We start from the raw sequence: 23,318 nt of genomic DNA, 5'->3' as shown, positions 1-23,318 counted from the left end.
GCCGAGGGCGTTCACCGAGGAACACGAGGGTGTAATCGCGACCAGACCCGCGACGATGCCGGACGCGGCGCCTAGCGAGGTGGGCTTGCCGTCGCGGATCTTCTCCGTCACGAGCCAGCCGATCATCGCGGCAGCGGTGGCGATCGTGGTGGTGAGGAAGGTGGCACCGGCGATGCCGTTCGCACCGACCGCGGAACCGGCGTTGAAGCCGTACCAGCCGAACCAGAGGAGCGCGGCGCCCAGCATGACGAACGGCAGGTTGTGCGGACGGAACGGCGTGGTCGGCCAGCCGGCACGCTTGCCGAGGATGAGCGCGAGGACCAGGCCGGCGACACCGGCGTTGATGTGGACCGCGGTACCACCGGCGAAGTCGATGGCCTTCAGGTCATTGGCGATCCAGCCGCCGTATTCACCCGTGAAGCCGTCGAAAGCGAACACCCAGTGCGCGACCGGGAAGTACACGATCGTGGCCCACAGACCGGCGAACGCGATCCAGGCGCCGAACTTGAGGCGGTCGGCGACCGCGCCCGAGATCAGGGCGACTGTGATGATCGCGAACATCAACTGGAAGGCGACGAAGACCGTCAGCGGGATGGTGCCCGCCAGCGGGATCGCCGCGTCGGAGACCGGATCCGTGCTGGCGAGGTAGCTACCGCCGAACACATCCTTGAGGCCGAAGTACTGCCACGGGTCACCGATCAGGTTGCCCTTGTTGTTACCGAAGGCGACGGAGAATCCGTACAGCGCCCACAGGATCGTGACGATACCCATTGCGCCAATACTCATCATGATCATGTTCAAGACGTTCTTGGCGCGCACCATGCCGCCATAGAAGAACGCCAGACCCGGGGTCATGAGCAATACGAGCGCTGCGCTCGCCAGCATCCATGCTGTGTCACCGGCGTCGGGGGCGCCGATTACGGGGAACGAATCCACCTGCCTGCCTCCTCGTTGTCAGCCTCAGCCGAGTGCGGCTGAAGACCTGAGGAGAAGGGTGCTCACTCGGTGTTTCATCTGTGACGCCAATGTGTTTCACGCATGTGAACGCATTGCCCTGGAGTGTTTCGGGTGGATTTCCTCGGCGGCCGGAGACTAGGCCGTCGCACGGAATTGCTGGTCAGGCGACCAATTTGGCATTCCCGCAGCACGTGCGCGACTTTGCCGCGATTGCACCGAGCAATGCCGCCGGAACCGCATCAATCGGAGTGGCCCGGGGCGGACCGCCGCGCCACCTTACCTCACGGCTCACGCCCCTTGATAGTGAGACGTGAGGGCCCCGCGATGTCGCGGGACCTCACGGAAAACCGTTGCGCTACTTGATTACCGCACCGAGCGACGGGAACCAGAGCTCAGCCTTGTGGTAGGCGAAACCGTCCGGGTGCTCCTTGTCGACAGGTACCGGCCAGCGGTGCCACGCGGACCCGTAGACCGCAGCGACGATAGTGCCGTTGGAGATGCCGGAGAGGTCCTTCGACCGCAGCGTGGTGTCGATGATGATGTCCTGATGCTCGTTGAGCACCGCGGTGCCCGACTCGCCGTTGGCCAGGTTGAACCACAGAACTTCCATCTTGGCGCCGGTCTGGTTCGGGGCGAACGTGCCCGGTCCGCCGAAGATGCCGAACCGGAATCCGCCGAGACCGAGCGCGATTCCGGAGCCGTAGACCTGTCCGCTCACGCCATCCATCCGGCCCTGCTGTGAGTAGGCGGGGATCTGGAAGACCTGAGCCGGCAACGCGGCGTCCTGGCGCAACTCCTGCTTGGACGAGGTGAGCAACCGGTCCATCGCGGCCTCGGCCGTCGGATTTCCGGTGGCCGCGCCGCGCAGTTTCAGCGCGGCGTCATTCCAGTCGATGGTTGCCGGTGCCGGTGCCGTGGGCGCGGCGGTGGCAGTTGGGGCCGCGAGAACGGCGAGCGAAGCCGCTGCCGCGGCGATGCTGACAAACAACCGGCGGGTCCGGCTGGATTTGCTGCTGGTACTCAATCGGGACTCCTGTTCCTCGAAAGTGTCGACCCTGGTCGGGTCGTCGAATCGGGCAGTCGAATCTGTCGAACTGAATATCGCCGCAGTCGGCTAGATCATCAGGCACTCCCCTCGCGCAGCGATGGCAGCGCGGAAGGCTCGACGACGAATCCGGCGTCCCACGCGCGGTCGATCATGCGCGCGACGTCGATCCGGCGAAGCTCGAGCACTTCCGGACTCTCGAACAACTCGTTGATGTAGGCCACTACCTTGTCACCTACCACGGAATTGACCTTTCCAACCCTGCCGAGGATGCGTGAGGGAATTCCGTTGGGATCGACTACGGCGTCGACATGTTCGCGGCCGATATCCGCGACGTCGACGAACACCGCGCAGGGCGGCACCGGCACCAGCCGGATGTGGGTATGTACGCGCACGTCGATGCGGTATCGGACGACGGTCCCGGCTAGGCGCACCTTCACCCTGAGATGCACAGGGACCATCACCTCGACGTCCCAGTCCGAATTCGAACTGCGAAACGCCTCGATCTCGCCCGGTGCACCGACCGCCGTGGCGATGCCGATGCCATTGGGACCGACCCGTTGATCCCGGATTTCGACGCTGTCACCGACGATCTGCGCGATCACACCGGCAATCCGGTCAGGGGCTGCCGATACGCCGAGCACACGCGCTGCGAAATCCGCGAGGGAGAGTTCTTCCATTCCTGTTCGACTGCCGCCCGCTCAGCCGAGCAGGGCGTCGACGAACGCCGCCGGCTCGAACGGGGCCAGATCGTCGGCGCCCTCGCCGAGACCGACGAGCTTGACCGGAACGCCGAGTTCCTGCTGGACCTGGAAGACGATGCCGCCCTTGGCGGTGCCGTCCAGCTTGGTCAGCGCGACACCAGTGATGTCCACGACCTCGGCGAAAACCCGGGCCTGAACGAGGCCGTTCTGCCCAACCGTCGCGTCGAGTACGAGCAGCACCTCGTCCACCGCGGCACGCTTCTCCACGACGCGCTTGACCTTGCCGAGCTCGTCCATCAGGCCGGTCTTGGTGTGCAACCGTCCCGCGGTGTCGATAACCACGACGTCCACGGCGTCTTCGATGCCCCTGCTCACGGCGTCGAATGCCACCGCGGCCGGGTCGGCATTCTCTTTGCCGCGCACGGTCTCGGCGCCGACCCGCTCGCCCCAGGTCTGCAGCTGATCGGCGGCGGCAGCACGGAACGTGTCGGCGGCACCGAGCAGCACGCGCCGGCCGTCCGCGACGAGCACGCGCGCCAGCTTGCCGGTGGTGGTGGTCTTGCCGGTGCCGTTTACGCCGACGACCAACAGGATCGACGGGTGGTTGTCGTGCGGCAGCGCGCGGACCGACCGGTCGAGATCGGGATGCAACTGCTCGATGAGCACCTCGCGCAGCAGCTCACGCGCCTGCGCCTCGGTGCGAATGCTGCGCGAGGCCATCTCCTCGCGCAGCTTGGTCACGACCGCTGTGGTGACCGTGGTGCCGAGGTCGGCAATCAGCAGCGTGTCCTCGACCTCTTCCCACGAGTCCTCGTCGAGGTCGCCGCCGCCGAGCAGACCGAGCAGGCTCTTGCCGACGGCGTTCTGCGAGCGGGACAGCCGCCCGCGCAGCCGGTCGAGCCGGCCCTCGGTGGGAGCAATCTCCTCGATGCGCGCGGGTACCGGTGCTTCGGGCTCGGGCTCGGTCGGCGCCTCCACGGGCGGAGCCTCGACAGGCGCCTCGGCGATCTGCGCCTCGGGTGCGGTGGACTCCTCGACCGGAGGTGCGCTGACCTCGTCGGTCACCGAAGGTGCCGTCGGGGTGTCCTCGACGGGCGGCTCCGGGAGCCGCACCTCGGTGATGCCACGCCGCGGTGCGTCGCGTGGGATCGAGGCGTCGTCGCCGACGCCCGGCTGCCCGTCGGTCTCGGTTCGCTCCCCCGCCGGTGCGGGTGGCGGGGCGGTCGCGGTGCCACCCTGGCTGAACGAGAACCCGCCGCCGGCCTGGTAGCCGCCCGACTTGTCCGCGATCTCGCCCGTCGGCTTCTCGGGCGCGGTCAGCGAGATTCGCCGGCGGCGATAAAGCACGCCACCGGTTACCAGCGCGACGAGGAGCAGCGCCGCGACGACGGCAATGAGAATCCAAGCTTCGGCAGTCACACGGTCATCCTTCCATCAGCAACTCCCCCGCGGACGCGCCGGTGGAATGAGCAGCGCGCAGCACCGCCAGTCCGGCGTAGCATCACCGGCGTGTCGCAGCGCAACGTGTTGGGCGGCCCACTCGAAGAGTGCGGCACGGACCCTATGACGGGTTTCTACCGCGACGGGTGCTGCGCCAGCGGCCCCGAGGACGTGGGTAGCCACACCGTGTGCGTGGTTGTGACGTCGGAGTTCCTCCAGTATCAGGCCAGCGCCGGCAACGACCTGAGCACGCCGCGACCGGAATTCATGTTTCCCGGCCTCAATCCCGGTGACCGCTGGTGCGTCGTCGCGGCGCGCTGGCAGCAGGCCTGTGACGACGGCGTGGCAGCGCCGGTCGTGCTCGCCGCGACCCACGAGCGCGCGCTCGAAGTGGTCTCCCTCGACGACCTGCGGGCCAACGCGGTCGACGTTCCCGACGATATCGGCGGACTGCTCTGAGGTGAGGCTCGCGCAGCGTGGTTCGGTCACCCGTCCCACATTGTGGATGGAAGATCCGTTGCGCTCAGCGGGGTGAACGGATCGTTCGTCCCGTCCAACGCAACTGAACTTCCGTTCACTCCTTCGGGCTAACCCGCCGGTGCGCCAACCAGATTCGCGCCGCGCATCCGCTGCGAGATCACCGTGGTGATGCCGTCGCCGCGCATGCTCACACCGTATAGCGCGTCGGCGACCTCCATCGTCGGCTTCTGGTGCGTGATGACGATCAGCTGCGAACGCTCGCGCAACTGCTCGAATAGCGAGATCAGCCGGCGCAGGTTGGTGTCGTCGAGCGCGGCCTCGACTTCGTCCATGACGTAGAACGGGGACGGCCGGGCACGGAAGATCGCCACGAGCAGCGCGACCGCGGTGAGCGACTTCTCGCCACCGGACAGCAACGAGAGGCGCTTGACCTTCTTGCCCGGCGGACGGGCCTCCACCTCGATGCCGGTGGTGAGCATGTCCGACGGGTTGGTGAGCAGCAGGCGACCCTCGCCGCCAGGGAACAGCGTGTTGAACACCTGCACGAACTCGCGCTCGACATCGGCGTACGCCTCGGTGAACACCTGCAGGATGCGCTCGTCCACTTCCGCGACCACTTCGAGCAGGTCCTTGCGCGCGTTCTTGACGTCCTCGAGCTGGGTGGAGAGGAAGGTGTAGCGCTCCTCGAGCGCGGCAAACTCTTCCAGCGCAAGCGGATTCACCTTGCCGAGCGTGGTGAGATCCTTCTGCGCCTGCTTCGCCCGGCGTTCCTGGGTCGCCCGGTCGTACGGCATCGGCGCGGGAGCGACGACCTGTTCGCCACGCTCCTTGGCCTGCTCGTACTCGGCCATCTCCAGAGCACTCGGTGGCAGCGACACATCCGGGCCGTACTCGTTGATCAGGTCGTCGAGCCCGATGCCGAATTGCTCCGAGATCGACTCCTCGAGCTGTTCGATTCGCAAGGCCGCCTGCGCCTTTGCCATCTCGTCGCGGTGCATGGCGTCGGTGAACGCGGATAGTTGCGCGCTGAGCAGGCGCACACGCTCCTTGACCTGATCGAGCTGCCCGGCCCGCTCGGTACGCTCCGCGACCAGCTCGTCACGATGCGAAATCGCGTGCGCGACAACCTCATCGAGATGCTCAGCGACACGCTGGCCCGATTCCGCGACCGCGGCGGCCACTGCCGCGGCATGCTTGCGCGCGAGCTGTGCGCGCTCGGCCCTGGCTCGCGCGGCGCGCTCGGCGCCGGCGGCACGGCGCAGCGAATCCGCTTTGCCGCGAATCGATTCCGCGCGTTCTTCGGCGGTCCGCATAGCAAGGCGCGCTTCCACCTCCATGGTCCGCGCCTCGGCGAGCGCCGCGGCTGCGTCCTCACGTTCGCGGGCGGTGAATTCCGCACCGGCGTCCGCAGCGGAGTCGTCGAGCTCGTCCTGCTCCTCCTGCGCGGCACGGTGCCGGTCCTCCAGGTCGGCGAGTGCGGCCAGGGTTTCCTCGCGGCCGGACTCGGCGTCGGCGCGCTGGGTGGTCAGCCGCTCGGCCTCGGACTGTGCGAGACGTGCGGCCTGCCCGAGTCGACCGAGCTGCTCGTAGATCGCGGCAACCGCGCGGTCGGATTCGTGCAGCTCGGCGAGCGCCTGTTCGGCGGAGGAACGGCGGTCGTTCTGCTCGGCGAGCGCGCCCGACAGCGCCGCATCCAGCCCCTCGGCACGCCGCTGCGCTGCCTGCAAACCGGTTCGGGCGGTATCGATTTCGGCCTGGACCTCGATCTGGCTCGGCGCACGATCCGATCCACCGGCGATCCACCCGGCACCGGCCAGGTCGCCTTCGCGAGTGACTGCGCGGACGGCCGGGTCGCGCTCGATCAGGGCGAGCGCGGCCGAAAGATCGGGTACCACGGCAATACCGGCGAGAAGCCCGGATAGGCCGGCGCGCAACGACTCCGGGCATCCGACGACGTCGAGCAACCAGCGTGCGCCCGGGGGTAGCTCCGGCCGCGTCGCAGCGGCCGGCGCCACTGAGCCACCGAAAACAATCGAGGCGCGCCCGGCGTCGGCGTCCTTGAGTGCCTGCACCGCATCGCGCGCGATGTCGGCGCCGGCGACGGCGATCGCCTCTGCTGCGGGTCCCATCGCGGCGGCGACGGCAGCTTCGTAGCCCGTCTCGACCCGGATCTGATGCGCCAGCGGGCCGAGCACCGCGTCGGATCGGTGTTTCACCAGCCAGCCGGCACCGTCGCGGACGCCGAGGCTCATCGACAGCGCGTCGATCCGCGCGCCGAGCGAGGCGACCAGCTGCACCGATTCGCGTTCCTCCGCGCGCAGCTCGTCCACCCGCGCGTCGGCGAGCGCGAGCGCCTCGACCGCGTGCTCGTGCCGAGTGTCGAGCCCGAGCTCGTTCGAGTCGAGGTCGCCGAGGTTTGTCTGCACGGTGTCGAACTCGGCCTGGGCGGCGTCGCGGCGGTGCCGCGCCTCCGCGATCGAGTGCGAAAGGCGCGCGACCTCGGCGTCGACCGACTGCGCCCGCATGCGCAGGGTTTCGACCTGGCCGGCGAGCCTGGCCAGGCCCTCGCGACGGTCGGCGATGGCCCGCACCGCGGCCATATGTGCGTGTTCCGCGGCCGAGGCGGCGCTTTCCCGCACCGCCAACTCGTCCTTGGCGGCTTCGAGCGAAATCGCCGCGGATTCGACCACCGCGTCGAGCTCGGCCTCTTCCATCTCGACCCGCTCGGCCTCGGCCTCGAGCTGCTCGGGGTCCCGCCCGCTGTCAGCGACCGGGTCGGAATCGAGGTGGCGGGCCCGCTCTTTCGCGATCCGCACAGTGGCGTTCACGCGTTCGGCGAGCGCGGACAGCTGGAACCAGGTCTGCCCCGCCGCCTCGGCGCTCGGCGTCAGGCGCGCGAGCTCGCGTTCCTGCTCGGCGAGCATCCCCTCGGCGTGCTCGAGCTCGTACTGGGTCGCTGCCTGCTGCTCGCGCGCAAGCTTCTCCTGCTCCGCGGTCCCGGCAAGCTCGGTTCGTCGCGTGACCAGGTCGTCGGCGGCCAGCCGCAGCCGGGCGTCACGCAGATCGGCCTGCACGGTCTGCGCCCGCCGTGCGACCTCGGCCTGGCGGCCGAGCGGCTTGAGTTGGCGGCGCAATTCCGCGGTGAGGTCGGTGAGACGCGCCAGGTTGGCCTGCATCGCATCAAGCTTGCGCAGCGCCTTTTCCTTGCGCTTGCGGTGCTTGAGGACCCCCGCTGCCTCCTCGATGAAGGCGCGGCGGTCTTCGGGACGGGATTCGAGGATCGCTGCGAGCTGTCCCTGGCCGACGATGACATGCATTTCCCGGCCGATGCCGGAGTCGCTGAGCAGTTCCTGCACGTCCATTAGACGGCAGGCGTTGCCGTTGATTTCGTATTCGCCCGCGCCGTCGCGGAACATCCGCCGGGTGATCGAGACCTCGGAGTACTCGATCGGCAGGGCGCCGTCGGAGTTGTCGATTGTCAGCGTCACCTCGGCGCGACCGAGCGGTGCACGGCCTGCGGTGCCGGCGAAGATGACGTCTTCCATCTTGCCGCCGCGCAGGGCCTTGGCACCCTGCTCGCCCATTACCCAGGTCAGCGCGTCGACGACGTTCGATTTGCCGGAACCGTTGGGGCCAACCACACAGGTGATACCGGGCTCGAACCGCAAGGTCGTTGCCGATGCGAAGGACTTGAAGCCCTTGAGAGTAAGGCTTTTCAGGTGCATATCGCGACCATGGCAAGGGGCATAGTGCCGTCAGATTACCGGCTGGTCTCGTCCGCACCCGCGCACTGCGTCAACTCGGCAGTCATCTGCCGTTCAGCGTTCCTCGAAACCCGTGTATTGCCCGGTAGGTTCGGCCCAATCCTCGACTACCAGATCGACCTGGCCCGGCGTGTCGCCCGACCGCAGCAGCGTCAGCAGCCGCTCGCACTGCTCTCGCGGCCCCTCGGCTACCACCTGGACGCGCCCGTTCCGGGTGTTGGTGGCATGACCGGTCAGCCCGAGTTCGAGCGCCCGCGACCGCGTCCACCACCGAAACCCCACGCCCTGCACGTATCCGTGCACCCAGGCGGTGAGGCGCGTGTCGGACGACATAGGGGCTGAGCCTACCGGCGACAACAGGCGAAACTAGCCTTGCCGCATGTCAACCGGTGGCAAGCTGCGCGCAGGCGCACTCTCGTTCGGGTCAAGCGTTGTCATCGGCGTCGCATCGGCGGGACCCGCCTACAGCATCACCGCGACCCTCGGCCTGATTGTCGCCGCGGTCGGCCTGCAGACACCGATCATCGTGATCATCGCGTTCGTGCCGATGCTGCTCGTCGCGATCGGCTACCGGGAACTCAACACCGCCGACCCGGATGCCGGCACCACGTTCGTGTGGGCCACCCGCGCCTTCGGTCCGTTCACGGGCTGGATGTCCGGCTGGGCGATCGTGGTCGCAGACCTGCTGGTGATGGCCAGCCTCGCCCAGGTGAGCGCGCAGTACACCTTCCTGTTGTTCGGCGCCGACGGGATCGGCGGAGACCCGTCGAATCCTTGGGTGCTCAGCCTCGGCGTCGCCTACATCGTCGCGATGACCTGGGTCGCCGTGCGCGGCATCGATCTCTCGGCCCGGCTGCAGCGGGTGCTGCTGTCGATCGAGGTGCTGATGCTGGTGGTGTTCGCGGTCGTGGCGCTGGTCCGGGTGGCACTGGGTGACGCCGGCGCGCAGGCGATCACCCCGGACTGGAGTTGGTTCAACCCGTTCGCGATCGACTCGTTCTCGACGTTCGTCAACGCGACGCTGCTGATGGTGTTCATCTACTGGGGCTGGGATTCGGTGGTGTCGGTCAACGAGGAGACCGTCGACCCCCGGCGCACGCCCGGACGCTCGGCGGTCGTCTCGACGATCGCGCTCGTGGCGCTCTACATCTTGGTGACCATGGCCGCGCAGGCGTTCGCCGGCGTCGGCACCGACGGCATCGGCCTGGCCAACCCCGAGCATGTCGACGACGTGCTCGGCGCGCTGGGCGGTGCGGTGTTCGGGTCGGGACCGATCGGCGAGGTGCTGGTCAACCTGCTGATCGTGATGGTGCTGACCTCGGCGGCCGCGAGCACCCAGACCACGATCCTGCCGACCTCGCGGACCACCTTCTCCATGGCGGTGCACGGCGCACTTCCGGCGGCGTTCGGCCGGGTGCACCCGCGCTTCCGCACACCGACCGTGTCGACCATTGTGTTCGGTGCGCTGTCGGTCGTGCTCTACGTGCTGCTGGACGTGACGTCCGGCGGCCTGCTCGTCATCGATGCGGTCTCGGCGATCGGCATCTCGGTCGGCTTCTATTACGCCCTGACCGGGCTGGCCTGCGTGTGGCTGTATCGCCACGAACTTCGATCCAATGCCCGCGTAGCGATGATCCGCGGCGTGCTGCCCGGACTCGGCGGGGCGATGCTCATCTTCGCGACCGTGTGGACGGGAGTGACGTCGTGGGCGGCCGACTTCGGCGAAACCGCTCTGACGCTTCCGTTTACGGACGTGACGATCGGATCGGTGTTCCTGCTCGGCGTCGGCGGGCTGCTGCTGGGCATCCCGCTGTACCTACTCACCAAGCTGCGCATGCCCGCGTACTTCCGCGGCGAACGGCTCGACCGGCAGCTGCCCGCGCTCGACGAGTCGCGGGCCTGACCCGGCCGAGAACCGGCGCGGGTAACTACTACAGGATTGCGAAGGCGACCACGAGGCCGAGCGCGAAATGCGCCGCCGCGACGAGCAGCACCTCGGGCACGTACTTGTCGGCCAGGATCACCCGACCGATGTCGATCCCGGTCACCTTCTCGATGACGCGGACCGAAATGATCTGCGCGCCGATACCAACGAGGCCCCAGACGATCGAGGCGATCAGCCCCTCGGACAGCTTGCCCGCCGAGGAGAAGATCGCGAGCACGACGATGAACGCCATGCTGATCAGCCCGGCGGAGGTGACGATGATGGCGTTCGGCTTGCCGTCACGCACCATCTGCCGCAGGTTGCCCGGCGTGGTCAGATCGATCGCAAAGAAACCCACGGTCATCAGACCGAGCCCAACGAGGGCGTAGAGCGCGATCGCGTACGAGCCGCGGCCCAGCAGGCGCCAGAAGCCCTCCTCGAGTGCCAGATTCGCGATCATTCATTGTCTCCGTTCGGTTTTCGGTGTGTGAGGCAGTGCGGGTGCGGTCAGCTCTTGGGAATCCGGTGCGGCACGAAAGCCGCGCCATCATCGGTGATCAAGCCGGAGGTCTCACGAATCCCCAGCCCGGCGGATTCGTCTCCGACGATCCAGGCGCCGAGCGCGGGCCGCATCCCGTCGAATTCGGGTAGCGGGTCGAGCAATTGGTAGACGTAGCCTTCTTCGCCGTAGATACCGCCGGTCGCGGTCTCGAACCCACCGCCGACGATCGACATGTTCGCGCCCTCGCGGCCGAGTTTGGGCTTGCGGATGTACTCGGTGAGCATGCCGGGATCATCGAGGAAGGCGGGCAAGAGGTTCGGGTGCCCGGGGTACATCTCCCACAGGACCGCGAGGATCGCCTTGTTGCTCAGCAGCGTTTTCCACAGCGGTTCGATCCACATGGTGGCCGGCAGGCTCTCCACGACCCGCTTGCCGAAATCGTCGTCGAGCACCCACTCCCACGGGTACAGCTTGAAGATCGACTCGATCGGGGCCTCGGCGAGATCGACGAAGCGGCCCAGCTCGGTGTCGAATCCGACCTCCTCGATCGCAAGCGCGATCGTGTCGAATCCCGCCTCCGCCGCGGTCTCCTGCAGATAGGCGGCGGTGACATTGTCCTCGCCGGATGCGTCGGCCGACGACCAGGTGAAGTGCAGGTCCGAGCCGGGCAATATGTCCTTGACCTCACTCCAGCGCTCTACCAGCTTCTCGTGCAACGAGTTCCACTGATCGTCGTCGGGGTAGAGGTCGGTCAGCCAATGCCACTGCAGGATCGCGGCCTCGAGCACTGTGGTCGGCGTATCGGCGTTGTACTCGAGCAGTTTCGCGGGCCGGCGTCCGTCGTAGCGGAGGTCGAAGCGCCCGTACACATGGGGATCGCTGCGCCGCCAGGACTCGGCGATATGCGGCCAACTCCATTCCGGCAGACCGAAATCCTTGTACCGCTCCAACAGCACGACCTGCTCGACCGCGTTCAAGCACATCGAGTGCAGCGTTTCGACATCCGCTTCGAGGGCGAGAATCTCGTCCATGTCGAACTCGTAGTGCACCGACTCGTCCCAGTAAGGCCGCGCGTTTCCGCTGCCGTCCCGCGCCGGAGTGCCGTAAACCAGGCCCTGCGCTTCGACGATGGTCTCCCACCCGTTGCGCGGGCTGCGATGTATGCGCCGCATCAGTTACGACCCACTGCTTCCGCCGACCTTGGCGCCCAGACCGCCACGCTGGACCGTCGTGCCCGACGAGGTCTTGATCTCTGCCCCCTTGGGTTTGACCGTGCTGCCCCCGGTCGGGGACTGGCCGATCGTGCCGGTGCCGCCGTAGTAGTACCGGTACTGGCTACCGCCCACGATGAAGATGCCGTTCATGCCCGGCGATCCACCGCAGTAGCGGTCCTCGACGACGACTTCGCGGCCGTCTTCCATCACGACGCAGCGCGCGGTGACGTTTTCGTGTGCGGACAGCACCTTGTAGCCGACCGCGACGACGGCGACGACACCGACAACGGCCGCGCCGCCGATCAGCCTGCGGTTGCGCTTCTTCCGGCGCGCGGCGTGCTCGCGCTGGATGCGCTCGAGCTCGGCCTGTTTCTTACGCGCCTGCTGCCGGGCCCTGGCCTCGCCGACCGTCGGCTGGCGTGGCTGAGTAACTCCGGGTTCCTGGCGGCCGATCTTCCCGCGCCGGGGCGCCTGCTGTTCGGGCTGCCCTGCAGGAGGCTGGCCACCGGCCGGCGTGCCGGGCCCATCAGCACCGGCCGGCGTGGCGGGCCCATCAGCACCGCTCGGCGTGCCGGGCTTATCGGCACCACCGTCGGGCTGCTGCGGACCGCCGCCTGGCTGCTGCTCGTCGTCCGAGCTCATCGATCCCCCCTCCCTTCGACTCAGGCGTCGATGTCGAAGGAGAGATCGACCTTCGTGCCGGCCTTCAGTGTCCGGCCTACCGTACATACCTTGTCAATCGCGCGCTCGACCGCTGTGAGCAGGCGCTCCCGGGTCGCCTCGTCGAGTTCGGAAAGGTCGAGTTCGAAGACTTCCTGCAGGTGCGGGTAGGTCTCGTTCTCGCGATCGGCGGCGCCGGACACCCGGATCGTCGCATCGAAGTTGTCACCGAGCCGGCGCGACAGCGGGAAGTCCGCGGACAGGCCACTGCAGGCGGCGAGCGCGATCTTCATCAGCTCGCCGGGAGTGAATGCACCCTGCACGCTCTCCGGGGCGATGAGCACCTCGGCGCCGCGCGAGCTCCGTCCGGTGTAGCTACGCGTTCCGGTCCGTTCCACCCACAGTTCGGTTGTGGTGGGCGCACTCTGCGGCGCCGCGGCCGCGCCGGTGGTCTGTTCGGTCATGACGACGATCCTAAGGAGTCTGTACAGGCCCGCCGCCGCAGGCTGGCTACCGTCCCGTCCACTCCAGCAGTTCATCGAGCGCCCAGGTATTCACGATCCGCTCGGCCGGCACACTCCGTGCCACCGCACGCTCGCATCCGTAGCCCTGCCAGTCGAGCTGCCCCGGAGCATGGGCATCGGTGTCGATCGCGAACAGGCAGCCCCGTTCGAGCGCGAGGTCGATGAGTCGTGACGGCGGATCGCGCCGTTCGGGCCGCGAGTTGATCTCCACCGCGGTGTCGAACTGGCGGCACGCTTCGAACACCACCTCCGCGTCGAATTTGGACTCCGGCCGTGTGCCCCGACCTCCGGTAACGAGCCGCCCGGTGCAGTGGCCGAGCACGTCGACATGCGGGTTCGCGATGGCGGTGACCATGCGCTCGGTCATCGTGTCCGCGTCGGCGCGCAGGTTCGAATGCACGCTCGCGACGACCAGATCGAGCTCGGCGAGCAGGTCCTCCTGCTGATCGAGCGAACCGTCGTCGAGGATGTCCACCTCGATGCCGGTGAGGATCCGGAAGGGCGCGACCTTCGAATTCAGCTCCGCGACGATGTCGAGTTGCTCGCGCAGCCGCTTCGCGGTCAGCCCGTTGGCGACGGTGAGACGCGGCGAATGATCGGTGAGCGCCCAGTAGTCGTGGCCCAGATCCATCGCGCTGCGCATCATCTCCTCGATCGGGCTCCCACCGTCGGACCAGTTCGAGTGGGTGTGCAGATCGCCACGCAACGCGGTACGCAATTCGGCGCCGTCGGGACCGATCGGTTCCGCCGCGGCACGAAGCTCCGCGAGGTAACCGGGCACCTCCCCCGCGTTGGCCTGCTCGATGACGGCCGCGGTCTTGGGCCCGATACCGGCCAACGTTGCCCAGCTGTGCGCGTTGCGATGGGTGTCGCGCTGAGCGTCGGTCAGCCCGGCGACGACATCGGCTGCACGCCGGAACGCCTTGACCCGATGGGTTTCCGCGCGTGAGCGTTCCAGCCAGAACCCAATCTCGCGCAGCGCGTCGACCGGATCCATACGCGGGGTCAAGACCTGCTGTATTTGATGAACGCGACGCCGTCCGCGAACACCCGGCTGCTGATCACGTGGAAATTGATGGGGTCGACGCCGGAGCCATGCCCGAAGATCGGGCGACCGCTGCCGAGCACGACCGGGTAGAGCTTGAGATAGATCTGATCGATCTCCGGCAACAGATGATGCGCGAGTTCGCCGCCGCCGCACAGCCAGATACCCAGTCCTGCTTCGGCTTTCAGTTCTCGAACCTTGCCCAACGGGTTGTCGGAAACGACTTCGACATCGGGGGCCGGACGCTCGAGCAACGTCGTCGACACCACGTACTGGCGCAGATGCGAGTACGGACTCGACGTGCCGGTCTTTACTCCGAAGTCGTGCGTCTTGCGTCCCATCAGTACGGTGTCGAAGCTTTCGTTCTCGGTGTTGATTCCGAGCGAATCGCGCACCTTCGTCGGGATGGTTTCGGGGTACTGCGCCATGATCGCGGGGCCGTGGTCGCCGCCGACCGGGAAGAAGTCCACCGAACCGTCCGAGGCGGCAATGAAACCGTCGAGTGTCGTTGCGACGTAGTAGGTCAGTTTGCGCATCGTGCCTCCTCGACACGTGTGCACGATCCGCCACCGAGACGGACTGTGCTCCTACAACATCGAGGTTAGTCCGCCGCACCGGACTTTGTGGGGCGTTCGATCTGCCCAGGTCAGCCCGCCTTCAGCGGGGTGCGGGTCAGGCGGTACGCGCGTGACCCTGCGCACGCGGGCGAGGCTGGCAACGCGGGCACGAATACGACGAGCGGTTCATGAACTTCTCACGCCGGATCGCGGCGCCGCAACGGCGGCACGGCAAGTCCTCGCGGCCGTAGACGGCCAGCGAACGCTCGAAGTAGCCGGACTGCCCGTTGACATTGACGTAGAGCGAATCGAAGGACGTGCCGCCGACGGCGAGGGCCTCACCCATGACGGCATGTACGTCGTTGAGGAGTGCACGCAGCTTCGGCCGGGTCAGTGCATCGGCGAGACGTGCGCCGTGGACCTTGGCCCGCCACAACGCCTCATCGGCATAGATGTTGCCGACGCCGGACACCACCGTTTGATCCAGCAGCACGCGCTTGATCTCGCTGTGCTTGCGGCGCATCGCACCCACCACTGTCTCCACGTCGAACAACGCATCGAGCGGGTCACGCGCGATATGGGCGACCGGCTCGGGCACGACCGTCCCATCCACCTCGACCAGCGAGGCGAGTGCCCAACCGCCGAATGTGCGCTGGTCGACGAAGCGCAACTGCGCGCCCGAATCGAGGGTGGCAAGGATGTGCGCGTGCTTCTCGAGCGGCGCATCGGCCGGCTGCACGAGCATCTGACCGCTCATCCCGAGATGGACGACGATCGCCTCGTCGGGTTCTGCCGAGCCGTCGTCCAGGACGAGCCAGAGAAACTTCCCACGCCGCTGAGCTGCGGCGATGTGCCTCCCGTTCAGGCGCGCAGCGAGGTCGGCGCCGCCCGGCTCGTGGCGCCGGACCGAGCGGGGATGGCGGACCTCAACTGTGTCGATCCGGTGCCCGACAACGTGTTCGGCCAGGCCACGGCGGACGACTTCGACCTCGGGGAGTTCAGGCATGGGCGCGGAGCTACTCCGCGGCGTCCGATTCGGCGGACAGCGCGTTCCAGGCCGCGCCTGCCGCCTTCTGTTCGGCTTCCTTCTTGGACCGGCCGATCCCGGAGCCCATCGGCTTGCCGCTGATGATGACCGTGGCCGTGAATTCCTTGTCATGGTCCGGCCCGGTCGCGGTGATCTCGTAGCTGGGCACGCTCGCGCCGATCTCGGCGGTCAGTTCCTGCAGGCTGGTCTTCCAGTCCAGGCCGGCACCCATCTTCGGGGCGCGCTCGAGCAGCGGGCCGAACAGTCGGGAAATCACCTGACGGGCGACATCGATGCCGTGCTGCAGGTGGACGGCGCCGAGGAGCGACTCCATGCCATCGGCAAGGATGCTCGGCTTGTCCCGGCCACCTGTGAGCTCCTCGCCCTTGCCGAGCAGCAGATGGGCGCCGAGACCGCCTTCGCCGAGCCCGCGCGCGACTTCGGCGAGCGCATGCATGTTCACCACGCTCGCGCGCAGCTTCGCCAGTTCGCCCTCGGGCTTCTCCGGATGGCTCAGGTACAGCTGCTCGGTGATGCTCAGGCCGAGCACCGAATCACCGAGAAACTCGAGCCGCTCGTTGGTCGGCAGCCCGCCGTGCTCGTATGCGTAGGACCGGTGCGTCAGGGCAAGGGTGAGGAGTTCGGGCCCGATATCGACACCCATCGCCTCGATCAGCGACGCCCGCGGATCCTGCTTTGGTACCTCGGGGGTAGCTGTATCGCCTGCCCCATATGCAGACGAACTGCCCACCGCATTCGCGGTCGGCAGTTCGGTGCTTTCACTGCTGCTCACGTGAGTCGTGGCCGAAACCACTTAGATGGCAGACGCGACCTGACGGCCCTTGTAGGTGCCGCAGGACGGGCACGCAGTGTGGGGCAGCGTCTTCTCACCGCAGCCCCGGTTCGGGCAGGTGATCAGGGTCGGCGCAGTGGTCTTCCACTGGCTGCGACGCGACCTGGTGTTGGAACGCGACATCCGGCGCTTGGGAACGGCCACGTCTACTTCTCCTCCGCGGTTGGATCGAGGCGAGCATCTTCAGCTCGAGTCTCAGGTTCTGTGCTGGCGGATCCACTACCGAATTTGGCTGCGAGCCCAGCCCAGCGAGGATCCATTGTCTCATGCCGATGGTCCGAACCGGCAATCGCCAGGCGAACGCCACATTCGGAGCAAAGTCCGAGGCAGTCGGGACTGCACAGCGGCTGCAACGGCAGCGCCAGTCCGACCGCGTCGATGATCACCGGTTCCAGGTCGATGTGATCATCGACGACCCGCGGGATCTCGTCTTCCTCGGTGGTCTGCTCCGTCGTGCTGTCCGGGTAGGCGAACAGTTCGGTGAGCGAGAGCGTGAGCAAGTCCTCGAAGGGTTCGAGGCAGCGCACGCACTCCCCCTCGAGCGGTGCATTGACCTCGCCGGAGACGAGGACACCCTCGGACACCGACTGCAGGGTCAGGTCGAGATCGACCTGCGCACCTTCGGGGATGGCAATGAGATCGAGCCCGATCCGCGCCGGCGCGGAGAACGTCCGCGTGACGGTGCGCATCGTCCCCGGCCGACGCCCCAGGCTGAGCGTGTCCAGCACAAAGTCGGCATCGACCGGGCGGGCGGACCCACCGCGACGGTGCTGGCTGCGTGCGGACACGTTCGTACTCCTGGGGTTAGAGCGGGGATTGGGCAACCACTCCACAATACGCGAGAGGCGTTGAGGTGCCAAAACGCGCGGGCGACGACCCTACGCCGACGCGACGACCGCGTCGCCGTCGGTGCGATGGGACGGCTCGATGTCACGGCGCTTGATCAGCAGCACCGCAGCCAGCACCACGTAGGCGAGGATCGGCGCGAAAACCCCCGGGTAGGCCTGCTGGTCGATCAGGATCACGGTGCCGCTGAGCAGGGCGAAGTCGAAGAGTCCGTGCAGCACCGAGTTGAGCACGTTGCTGCGCGAGACCCGGCGAGTGAGATATAAGAAGTACCCCGCGAGGCTGACGACGACCGCTTGTGCGATTGCGGAAGCACCGTGGCTGAAGACGTTCGTCAGGTGGACCAGGCCGAAAATGAGGCTGGACCACAGCGCCACCCGGCGCTCCCGCAGTCCGTGGTCGCGCAGCACGGTGACACCGATTCCGCGGAACATGCCCTCTTCGCCCCACCCGACGAACTGCGTTGCGATCAGCAGCACGATGACGAACGCCCAGCCCTTGTCCGCGAGGGCGCCGTAGTCGATCCCCACGACGATCACGACGAGAAGAACGCCCGGCACGACCCACAACCAGCGGCTGACCGGCCGGTCGTCCCGGAGCACCGGGTGCCACCACCCCAGAACCGCGATGACCGCGTAGGTGAAAGCCAGCGCGAGCCCGAGGGGGATCAGCATCGTGAAAACGACGCCACGGGTGGTCAGGATGTCTTCCTCGTCGCCCCACCCACCGACGAGACGACCACCGAACTGAATGATCACCAAGTACACGACGACGATCACGGCAAAGGCCAGGTAGGACAGTTTTCGTCGTGTGGTTCGCGGCCCAGTCGGTCGGCTTTGAGTGCTCACGGCCCAAGACTATGAGCCTGCGAGCCGCCTCGCGCGTCGGCGAGCGCGGGTGTGCTCAGCGCCGGATGTCTGCGGCGTAATCCACGCTGCCCGCACCGGTGCGCAACTGCTGCCGGCCGCGGCCGACCGAGCGCATCGTGCTCGACAGCAGATCTTCGAACTCGCCGAGCTTGGAGTCGACGTACCGGTCGCACTCGTCGCGCAGCCGATCGGATTCGGCGTGCGCGGCGTCGATGACCCGTGCCGACTCGGCATGCGCGGCCTGGACCACCTCGGTCTGGGCGACGAGGCGCTGCTGTTCGGCCTTGCCGTCAGCGACCGAACGGTCGTAGGACGCCTGACCGGCCTGAACCATGCGTTCCGACTCGGCGCGACCACGCGCGGTCACCGCATCGAAGTCCCGCTTGGCATCTGCGGTCAGCCGCTGCGCCTCGCTCTGCGCGACACCGACGAGCTCATCGGCATGTGCGGATGCTTCGGCCACCATCCGGTCCGCCTGCGCCTTGGCGTCGGCAAGGAGCCGGTCGGCCTCTTCTCGGGCGCCGTCGATCGTGTGGCGCGCCTCTGAGTTCGCCGAGTCAACAGTCTTGTCCGCGGTCTCCTTGGCGTCGCCGACGAGGCGGTCGCGGTGATCGAGCACGTCCTGCGCGTCGTCGAGTTCACCCGGGATCGCCTCGCGCACGTCATCGAGCAGATCCAGCACGTCGCCGCGCGGCACGATGCAACTGCGAGTAGGCGGGATGCCACGCGCCTCCTCGACGATGGCCACAAGCTCATCGAGAGCTTCGAATACCCGATACACGCGATACCCCAATCGTCACCCGACCCGCGGTCCGGCTCGTTTTCGAACCGGTCGCAATCCAGTCTGCCCGCCCGAGCGGCGAGCGTCCTGTTGTCGCGGCGGTGTGTCGGCCGGTCGTTGCGTGATGCCGCTTACCCGCCCGCGGACTCCGCGAGCCTGGCCAGCAGTCGCTTCTGCACCGGCTCGGGCAGCATGCCGGTGACGTCGCCACCGAACTTGGCGACCTCCTTCACCAGTGAACTCGACAGGTAGCTGTAGGTGGGATTGGTGGCGACGAACAACGTGTCGACACCCGAGAGCTTCTGGTTCATCTGCGCCATCTGCAGCTCGTAGTCGAAGTCGTTCGCGCCACGCAGGCCCTTCACGATCGCGCCGACACCCTGTTCCCGGGCGAAATCGACGAGCAGCCCCTGCCACGCGGCCACTTCCACGTTCGGCAGGTCGGCGGTGGATTCGGCGAGCATCTCGATGCGCTCGTCGACGGTGAACAGACCGCGCTTGTTCTGGTTGATCATCACCGTGACAATGACGCGGTCGAACTGTGCGGCGACTCTGCCGATCACGTCGAGGTGGCCGTTGGTTACCGGGTCGAACGAACCCGGGCAGATCGCACCAGTCATGGCCTCAGACCGTATCAGGGCGCTCGGCCGGTTCCGCCGTCTGCGGCGCCAGGTTTGCCGCGTCGTCGGCGGGTTCGAAAACCGCCAACTCGATTCTCGTTTCGCCGTACTTGCGCGGCGGCTCGGCAACCAGCCCGTCCGGCCAGTCGGTCTCCGGCGTCCGTGACGAACGTTCCAGCGCGACAACCGAATACGGTGCCAGCCAACCGTTCTTCATGAGCGCCGCCAGATCCGCGGTCACCGCTTCACCGGCCAGCGCGTACGGCGGGTCCGAGAACACCACGTCGAAGGGACGGGTCGGCGTCCCGGCAACCACGGAAGCAACCGTGCCGGCCCGCACCTGCGCGCCGGGCAGGCCGAGGTCGGCAATATTGGCGTGCAGCACCGCGATCGATCGACGGTTGGACTCCACCAGCAGCGCGTGCTCCGCGCCGCGGGAGAGTGCTTCCAGCCCAAGGGCGCCCGACCCGGCGTACAGATCGAGCACCGCGGCGCCGTAGAGGTCGATCCGGCTGTTGAGTGCGCTGAAGAGCGCCTCTCGCACCCGATCCGAGGTCGGCCGGGTGCCGGCGGGCGGCACCTGTAGGCGCCGCCCGCGGGCAATCCCGGCAACGATGCGCGTCATGTTCGCGCGCTCCCCTGTGTTTCGGCCGAACTAATCGGCCGCCGACTCTGTTGCCTCGACGACGACCAGCAGGTCGCCACCCTCCACCTGCGCCACGGCGCTGATGGCACGGCGGCCGATGATGCCGCCCCGAGGCGCGGTGATTGCCGCCTCCATCTTCATGGCCTCGATGGTTCCGATGGTGTCGCCGGCCGCGATCTTGTCGCCCTCGGCCACCGCCAGGGTCACGACACCGGCAAACGGCGCAGCAATATGGCCGGGGTTGTTCCGATCGGCCTTCTCGGCCGCCGGGACCTCGCTCGCGACCGACCGGTCACGCACCGACACCGGCCGCAACTGGCCGTTGATGATGCACATGACCGTTCGCATACCGCGCTCGTCGGCCTCGGAGATCGCTTCGAGGCCGATGAGGAGCGTGACGCCCTTCTCGAGCTGGACGCGGTGCTCTTCGCCGCGCCGGAGGCCGTAGAAGAACTGGTTCGCCGAGAGCCGCGACGTGTCGCCGTACTTCTCCCGGTGCGCCAGGAATTCCTTTGCCGGGCCCGGGAACAGCAGGCGGTTCAACGTCTCGCGGCGTTCGAGCGACGTGCCGGACAGGCCGGCCTCGTCGGCCGGGCTCAGCGGAGTCTCCGGCTTGGCCTCGCTGCGTCCCGCGAGTGCCTTGGTGCGGAACGGCTCCGGCCAGCCCGCGGCGGGCGTGCCGAGTTCGCCGCGCAGGAAGCCGATAACCGAGTCCGGGATGTCGTAGCGGCCCGGATCGGCGGCAAAGTCCTCGACGTCGACGTGGGCGCCCACCAGCGAGAGGGCGAGGTCGCCGACCACCTTGGACGACGGCGTCACCTTGATGAGCCGGCCGAGCAGTCGGTCCGCTCCCGCATAGGCCGCCTCGACTTCCTCGAACCGGTCCCCGAGGCCCAGCGCGATCGCCTGCTGACGCAGGTTCGATAGCTGGCCACCGGGAATCTCGTGGGTGTACACCCGACCGGTCGGCGAGGGCAGCCCGGATTCGAAGGGTGAGTAGACCTTTCGCAGCGCCTCCCAGTACGGCTCGAGATCGCACACCGCGTCCAGGTTGATGCCGGTGTCGTACTCGGAGTTGGCCGCAGCAGCGATGATCGCGGATAGCGCGGGCTGGCTGGTGGTGCCGGCCATCGGCGCGCTGGCACCGTCGACCGCGTCCGCTCCCGCGGTCCACGCCGCAAGGTAGGTCGCGAGCTGACCGCCCGGGGTGTCGTGGGTGTGCACGTGCACAGGCAGGTCGAAGTTGCTGCGAAGTGCGGTGACCAGCTTGGTCGCGGCCGGTGCACGCAACAATCCGGCCATGTCCTTGATCGCGAGGACATGCGCACCCGCGTCCACGATCTGCTCGGCGAGCTTCAGGTAGTAGTCCAGCGTGTAGATCTGCTCGTTCGGGTTCGACAGATCGCCCGTGTAGCTCATCGCAACTTCCGCGAGCGCGGTGCCGGTCTCGCGGACGGCATCGATCGCGGGCCGCATCTGGTCAACGTTGTTGAGCGCGTCGAAGATCCGGAAGATGTCGATGCCGGTGGCAGTCGCCTCGTCGATGAAGGCTCGGGTGACCTTCTCCGGGTACGGCGTGTAGCCCACGGTGTTCCGGCCGCGCAGCAGCATCTGCAGGCAGATGTTCGGGACCTCTTCGCGCAGCGCGGCGAGCCGCTCCCACGGGTCCTCGTGCAGGAAGCGCAGGGCGACGTCGTAGGTCGCGCCGCCCCAGCACTCGATCGAGAGCAGCTCGGGCGTGGTCCGCGCGACATGACTGGCGACGCTGAGCAGCCCGTTGGTGCGCACCCGCGTGGCCAGCAGCGACTGATGAGCGTCACGGAAGGTCGTGTCGGTGACCGCGAGAGCCGTCTGCTCGCGCAGTGCCTTGGCGAATCCCTCGGGCCCGAGCTCGAGCAGGCGCTGCCGCGATCCGGACGGCGGCGCGAGCGAGAGGTCGGTGCCCGGCAGCTTGTCGATCGGGTAGATCGTCGACGGCCGCTCGCCGTGCGGCTTGTTGACCGTCACATCGGCGAGGTAGTTGAGGATCTTGGTGCCACGGTCGGCAGAAGTGCGCAGCGTCAGCAGATGTGGCCGTTCCTCGATGAACGAGGTGGTCACGTTGCCGTTCCGGAAATCGGCATCATCGAGCACGGCCTGCAGGAACGGGATGTTGGTCGCGACACCGCGGATCCGGAACTCGGTCACAGCACGGCGAGCGCGGGCGATGGCGGCGGGCAAGTCCCGCCCGCGACAGGTGAGCTTCACCAGCATCGAGTCGAAGTAGGCACCGACCTCGGCGCCGACCGTGGTTCCGCCGTCCAGGCGGACGCCTGCGCCACCGGGCGAGCGGTACGCGGTGATCCGGCCGGTGTCGGGCCGGAAGCCGTTCGCCGGATCCTCGGTCGTGATGCGGCACTGCAGCGCGGCGCCACGCAGGACGATCGAATCCTGGCTCAGGCCAAGGTCTTCCAGTGATTCACCGGCCGCGATGCGCAGCTGCGACTGGACGAGGTCGACATCCGTGACTTCCTCGGTCACGGTGTGCTCGACCTGGATTCGCGGGTTCATCTCGATGAAGACGTGGTTGCCGCGCTTGTCGAGCAGGAACTCCACGGTGCCGGCGCATGTGTAGCCGATCTGCTTCGCGAAGGCCACGGCGTCCGCGCAGATCCGGTCGCGCAGTGCTGGATCCAGGTTCGGCGCGGGCGCGAGCTCGATCACCTTCTGGTGGCGCCGCTGCACCGAGCAGTCACGCTCGAACAGGTGGATGACGTTGCCCTGGGTGTCGGCGAGGATCTGCACCTCGATGTGCCGCGGATCCACCACGGCCTGCTCCAGGAATACCGTCGGGTCACCGAAAGCCGATTCGGCCTCGCGT

Annotated in this window: 23 protein-coding genes; 2 read left to right on the top strand and 21 right to left on the bottom strand. The window is 67.5% G+C overall.

The features are described 5' to 3' along the window. The 4 genes from A8G08_RS02360 to ftsY form a co-directional block, all read right to left on the bottom strand. On the bottom strand, positions 1–936 hold a 936-nt coding region (locus tag A8G08_RS02360), incomplete at its 3' end, for an ammonium transporter (protein WP_157108367.1). Between the two features lie 376 nt (positions 937–1,312). Further along, positions 1,313–1,981: a hypothetical protein gene (locus A8G08_RS02355; RefSeq protein ID WP_068269591.1), complete on the bottom strand. Its 669-nt coding sequence runs from the start codon at positions 1,979–1,981 to the stop codon at positions 1,313–1,315. A 98-nt stretch (positions 1,982–2,079) separates the two neighbouring features. Continuing rightward, positions 2,080–2,682 carry a hypothetical protein gene (locus A8G08_RS02350; RefSeq protein WP_068269589.1) on the bottom strand — a complete coding sequence of 201 codons (603 nt, stop codon included), beginning with the start codon at positions 2,680–2,682 and terminating at the stop codon, positions 2,080–2,082. A gap of 21 nt (positions 2,683–2,703) precedes the next feature. After that, positions 2,704–4,125, bottom strand: coding sequence for a signal recognition particle-docking protein FtsY (gene ftsY, locus A8G08_RS02345; protein ID WP_068269588.1), 1,422 nt, complete (start codon positions 4,123–4,125; stop codon positions 2,704–2,706). Positions 4,126–4,215: 90 nt separating this feature from the next. Between ftsY and A8G08_RS02340 the strand changes: the two genes are divergently transcribed. Further along, positions 4,216–4,605: a DUF2237 family protein gene (locus A8G08_RS02340; protein ID WP_068269587.1), complete on the top strand. Its 390-nt coding sequence runs from the start codon at positions 4,216–4,218 to the stop codon at positions 4,603–4,605. Between the two features lie 128 nt (positions 4,606–4,733). Here the strand turns inward: A8G08_RS02340 and smc are convergent, their stop codons facing one another. Together smc and A8G08_RS02330 are read right to left on the bottom strand one after the other, a co-directional pair. Beyond that, complete coding sequence (gene smc / locus A8G08_RS02335; protein WP_068269585.1) at positions 4,734–8,351, bottom strand: chromosome segregation protein SMC; 3,618 nt, start codon at positions 8,349–8,351, stop codon at positions 4,734–4,736. Between the two features lie 93 nt (positions 8,352–8,444). Continuing rightward, on the bottom strand, positions 8,445–8,723 hold the full coding sequence (locus A8G08_RS02330; protein ID WP_068269583.1) for an acylphosphatase: 279 nt from the start codon (positions 8,721–8,723) through the stop codon (positions 8,445–8,447). A gap of 46 nt (positions 8,724–8,769) precedes the next feature. On the opposite strand from A8G08_RS02330, the gene A8G08_RS02325 reads away from it, so the two are divergent. Next, positions 8,770–10,293 carry an APC family permease gene (locus A8G08_RS02325; RefSeq protein WP_068269581.1) on the top strand — a complete coding sequence of 508 codons (1,524 nt, stop codon included), beginning with the start codon at positions 8,770–8,772 and terminating at the stop codon, positions 10,291–10,293. 28 nt (positions 10,294–10,321) lie between these two features. On the opposite strand, the gene A8G08_RS02320 is transcribed toward A8G08_RS02325, so the two are convergent. The 15 genes from A8G08_RS02320 to A8G08_RS02250 all read right to left on the bottom strand — a co-directional run. Continuing rightward, the gene (locus A8G08_RS02320; protein ID WP_157108369.1) at positions 10,322–10,771 is read right to left on the bottom strand and encodes a DUF350 domain-containing protein; all 450 of its coding nucleotides are present in this window, start codon (positions 10,769–10,771) and stop codon (positions 10,322–10,324) included. A 50-nt stretch (positions 10,772–10,821) separates the two neighbouring features. Next, positions 10,822–11,988: a glutathionylspermidine synthase family protein gene (locus tag A8G08_RS02315; RefSeq protein ID WP_068269577.1), complete on the bottom strand. Its 1,167-nt coding sequence runs from the start codon at positions 11,986–11,988 to the stop codon at positions 10,822–10,824. A 3-nt stretch (positions 11,989–11,991) separates the two neighbouring features. Then, on the bottom strand, positions 11,992–12,672 hold the full coding sequence (locus A8G08_RS02310) for a hypothetical protein (protein WP_068269575.1): 681 nt from the start codon (positions 12,670–12,672) through the stop codon (positions 11,992–11,994). Positions 12,673–12,692: 20 nt separating this feature from the next. Further along, positions 12,693–13,154 carry an OsmC family protein gene (locus A8G08_RS02305; RefSeq protein WP_068269573.1) on the bottom strand — a complete coding sequence of 154 codons (462 nt, stop codon included), beginning with the start codon at positions 13,152–13,154 and terminating at the stop codon, positions 12,693–12,695. 46 nt (positions 13,155–13,200) lie between these two features. Beyond that, complete coding sequence (locus tag A8G08_RS02300; RefSeq protein ID WP_068269571.1) at positions 13,201–14,211, bottom strand: PHP domain-containing protein; 1,011 nt, start codon at positions 14,209–14,211, stop codon at positions 13,201–13,203. 8 nt (positions 14,212–14,219) lie between these two features. Continuing rightward, entirely contained in the window at positions 14,220–14,795 is a 576-nt protein-coding gene (locus A8G08_RS02295) for a dihydrofolate reductase family protein (protein ID WP_068269569.1), read from the bottom strand. Positions 14,796–14,931: 136 nt separating this feature from the next. After that, on the bottom strand, positions 14,932–15,822 hold the full coding sequence (gene mutM / locus A8G08_RS02290; RefSeq protein WP_068269567.1) for a bifunctional DNA-formamidopyrimidine glycosylase/DNA-(apurinic or apyrimidinic site) lyase: 891 nt from the start codon (positions 15,820–15,822) through the stop codon (positions 14,932–14,934). A gap of 10 nt (positions 15,823–15,832) precedes the next feature. After that, positions 15,833–16,507, bottom strand: a complete 675-nt coding sequence (gene rnc, locus A8G08_RS02285) for a ribonuclease III (RefSeq protein ID WP_157108368.1) — start codon at positions 16,505–16,507, stop codon at positions 15,833–15,835. 150 nt (positions 16,508–16,657) lie between these two features. After that, positions 16,658–16,840, bottom strand: a complete 183-nt coding sequence (gene rpmF, locus A8G08_RS02280) for a 50S ribosomal protein L32 (RefSeq protein WP_068269565.1) — start codon at positions 16,838–16,840, stop codon at positions 16,658–16,660. A gap of 2 nt (positions 16,841–16,842) precedes the next feature. Then, on the bottom strand, positions 16,843–17,424 hold the full coding sequence (locus A8G08_RS02275; RefSeq protein WP_068269595.1) for a YceD family protein: 582 nt from the start codon (positions 17,422–17,424) through the stop codon (positions 16,843–16,845). Between the two features lie 150 nt (positions 17,425–17,574). Next, on the bottom strand, positions 17,575–18,390 hold the full coding sequence (locus tag A8G08_RS02270; protein WP_068269563.1) for a CPBP family intramembrane glutamic endopeptidase: 816 nt from the start codon (positions 18,388–18,390) through the stop codon (positions 17,575–17,577). A gap of 55 nt (positions 18,391–18,445) precedes the next feature. Further along, positions 18,446–19,192 carry a DivIVA domain-containing protein gene (locus tag A8G08_RS02265; protein WP_068269593.1) on the bottom strand — a complete coding sequence of 249 codons (747 nt, stop codon included), beginning with the start codon at positions 19,190–19,192 and terminating at the stop codon, positions 18,446–18,448. A 131-nt stretch (positions 19,193–19,323) separates the two neighbouring features. Then, positions 19,324–19,812, bottom strand: coding sequence for a pantetheine-phosphate adenylyltransferase (coaD, locus tag A8G08_RS02260; RefSeq protein WP_068269560.1), 489 nt, complete (start codon positions 19,810–19,812; stop codon positions 19,324–19,326). A gap of 4 nt (positions 19,813–19,816) precedes the next feature. Further along, on the bottom strand, positions 19,817–20,437 hold the full coding sequence (gene rsmD, locus A8G08_RS02255; RefSeq protein ID WP_068269558.1) for a 16S rRNA (guanine(966)-N(2))-methyltransferase RsmD: 621 nt from the start codon (positions 20,435–20,437) through the stop codon (positions 19,817–19,819). Between the two features lie 30 nt (positions 20,438–20,467). Continuing rightward, positions 20,468–23,318, bottom strand: a 2,851-nt coding sequence (locus A8G08_RS02250) for a pyruvate carboxylase (RefSeq protein WP_068269556.1), incomplete at its 5' end; no start/stop codon positions are given.

The sequence above is a fragment of the Aldersonia kunmingensis genome, from assembly GCF_001646865.1.
Taxonomy (GTDB): domain Bacteria; phylum Actinomycetota; class Actinomycetes; order Mycobacteriales; family Mycobacteriaceae; genus Aldersonia; species Aldersonia kunmingensis.
Note: the sequence above shows the minus strand (reverse complement) of the source record. Positions and strands in the feature narration are given on the sequence as shown.

Coding starts and splice junctions, on each gene's coding strand:
- A8G08_RS02310 (WP_068269575.1), bottom strand. CDS start 12,672: ATGAGCTCGGACGACGAGCAGCAGCCAGGCGGCGGTCCGCAGCAGCCC.
- smc (WP_068269585.1), bottom strand. CDS start 8,351: ATGCACCTGAAAAGCCTTACTCTCAAGGGCTTCAAGTCCTTCGCATCG.
- rsmD (WP_068269558.1), bottom strand. CDS start 20,437: ATGACGCGCATCGTTGCCGGGATTGCCCGCGGGCGGCGCCTACAGGTG.
- A8G08_RS02350 (WP_068269589.1), bottom strand. CDS start 2,682: ATGGAAGAACTCTCCCTCGCGGATTTCGCAGCGCGTGTGCTCGGCGTA.
- rnc (WP_157108368.1), bottom strand. CDS start 16,507: ATGGGTGTCGATATCGGGCCCGAACTCCTCACCCTTGCCCTGACGCAC.
- A8G08_RS02325 (WP_068269581.1), top strand. CDS start 8,770: ATGTCAACCGGTGGCAAGCTGCGCGCAGGCGCACTCTCGTTCGGGTCA.
- mutM (WP_068269567.1), bottom strand. CDS start 15,822: ATGCCTGAACTCCCCGAGGTCGAAGTCGTCCGCCGTGGCCTGGCCGAA.
- A8G08_RS02300 (WP_068269571.1), bottom strand. CDS start 14,211: ATGGATCCGGTCGACGCGCTGCGCGAGATTGGGTTCTGGCTGGAACGC.
- A8G08_RS02315 (WP_068269577.1), bottom strand. CDS start 11,988: ATGCGGCGCATACATCGCAGCCCGCGCAACGGGTGGGAGACCATCGTC.
- A8G08_RS02330 (WP_068269583.1), bottom strand. CDS start 8,723: ATGTCGTCCGACACGCGCCTCACCGCCTGGGTGCACGGATACGTGCAG.
- coaD (WP_068269560.1), bottom strand. CDS start 19,812: ATGACTGGTGCGATCTGCCCGGGTTCGTTCGACCCGGTAACCAACGGC.
- A8G08_RS02295 (WP_068269569.1), bottom strand. CDS start 14,795: ATGCGCAAACTGACCTACTACGTCGCAACGACACTCGACGGTTTCATT.
- A8G08_RS02305 (WP_068269573.1), bottom strand. CDS start 13,154: ATGACCGAACAGACCACCGGCGCGGCCGCGGCGCCGCAGAGTGCGCCC.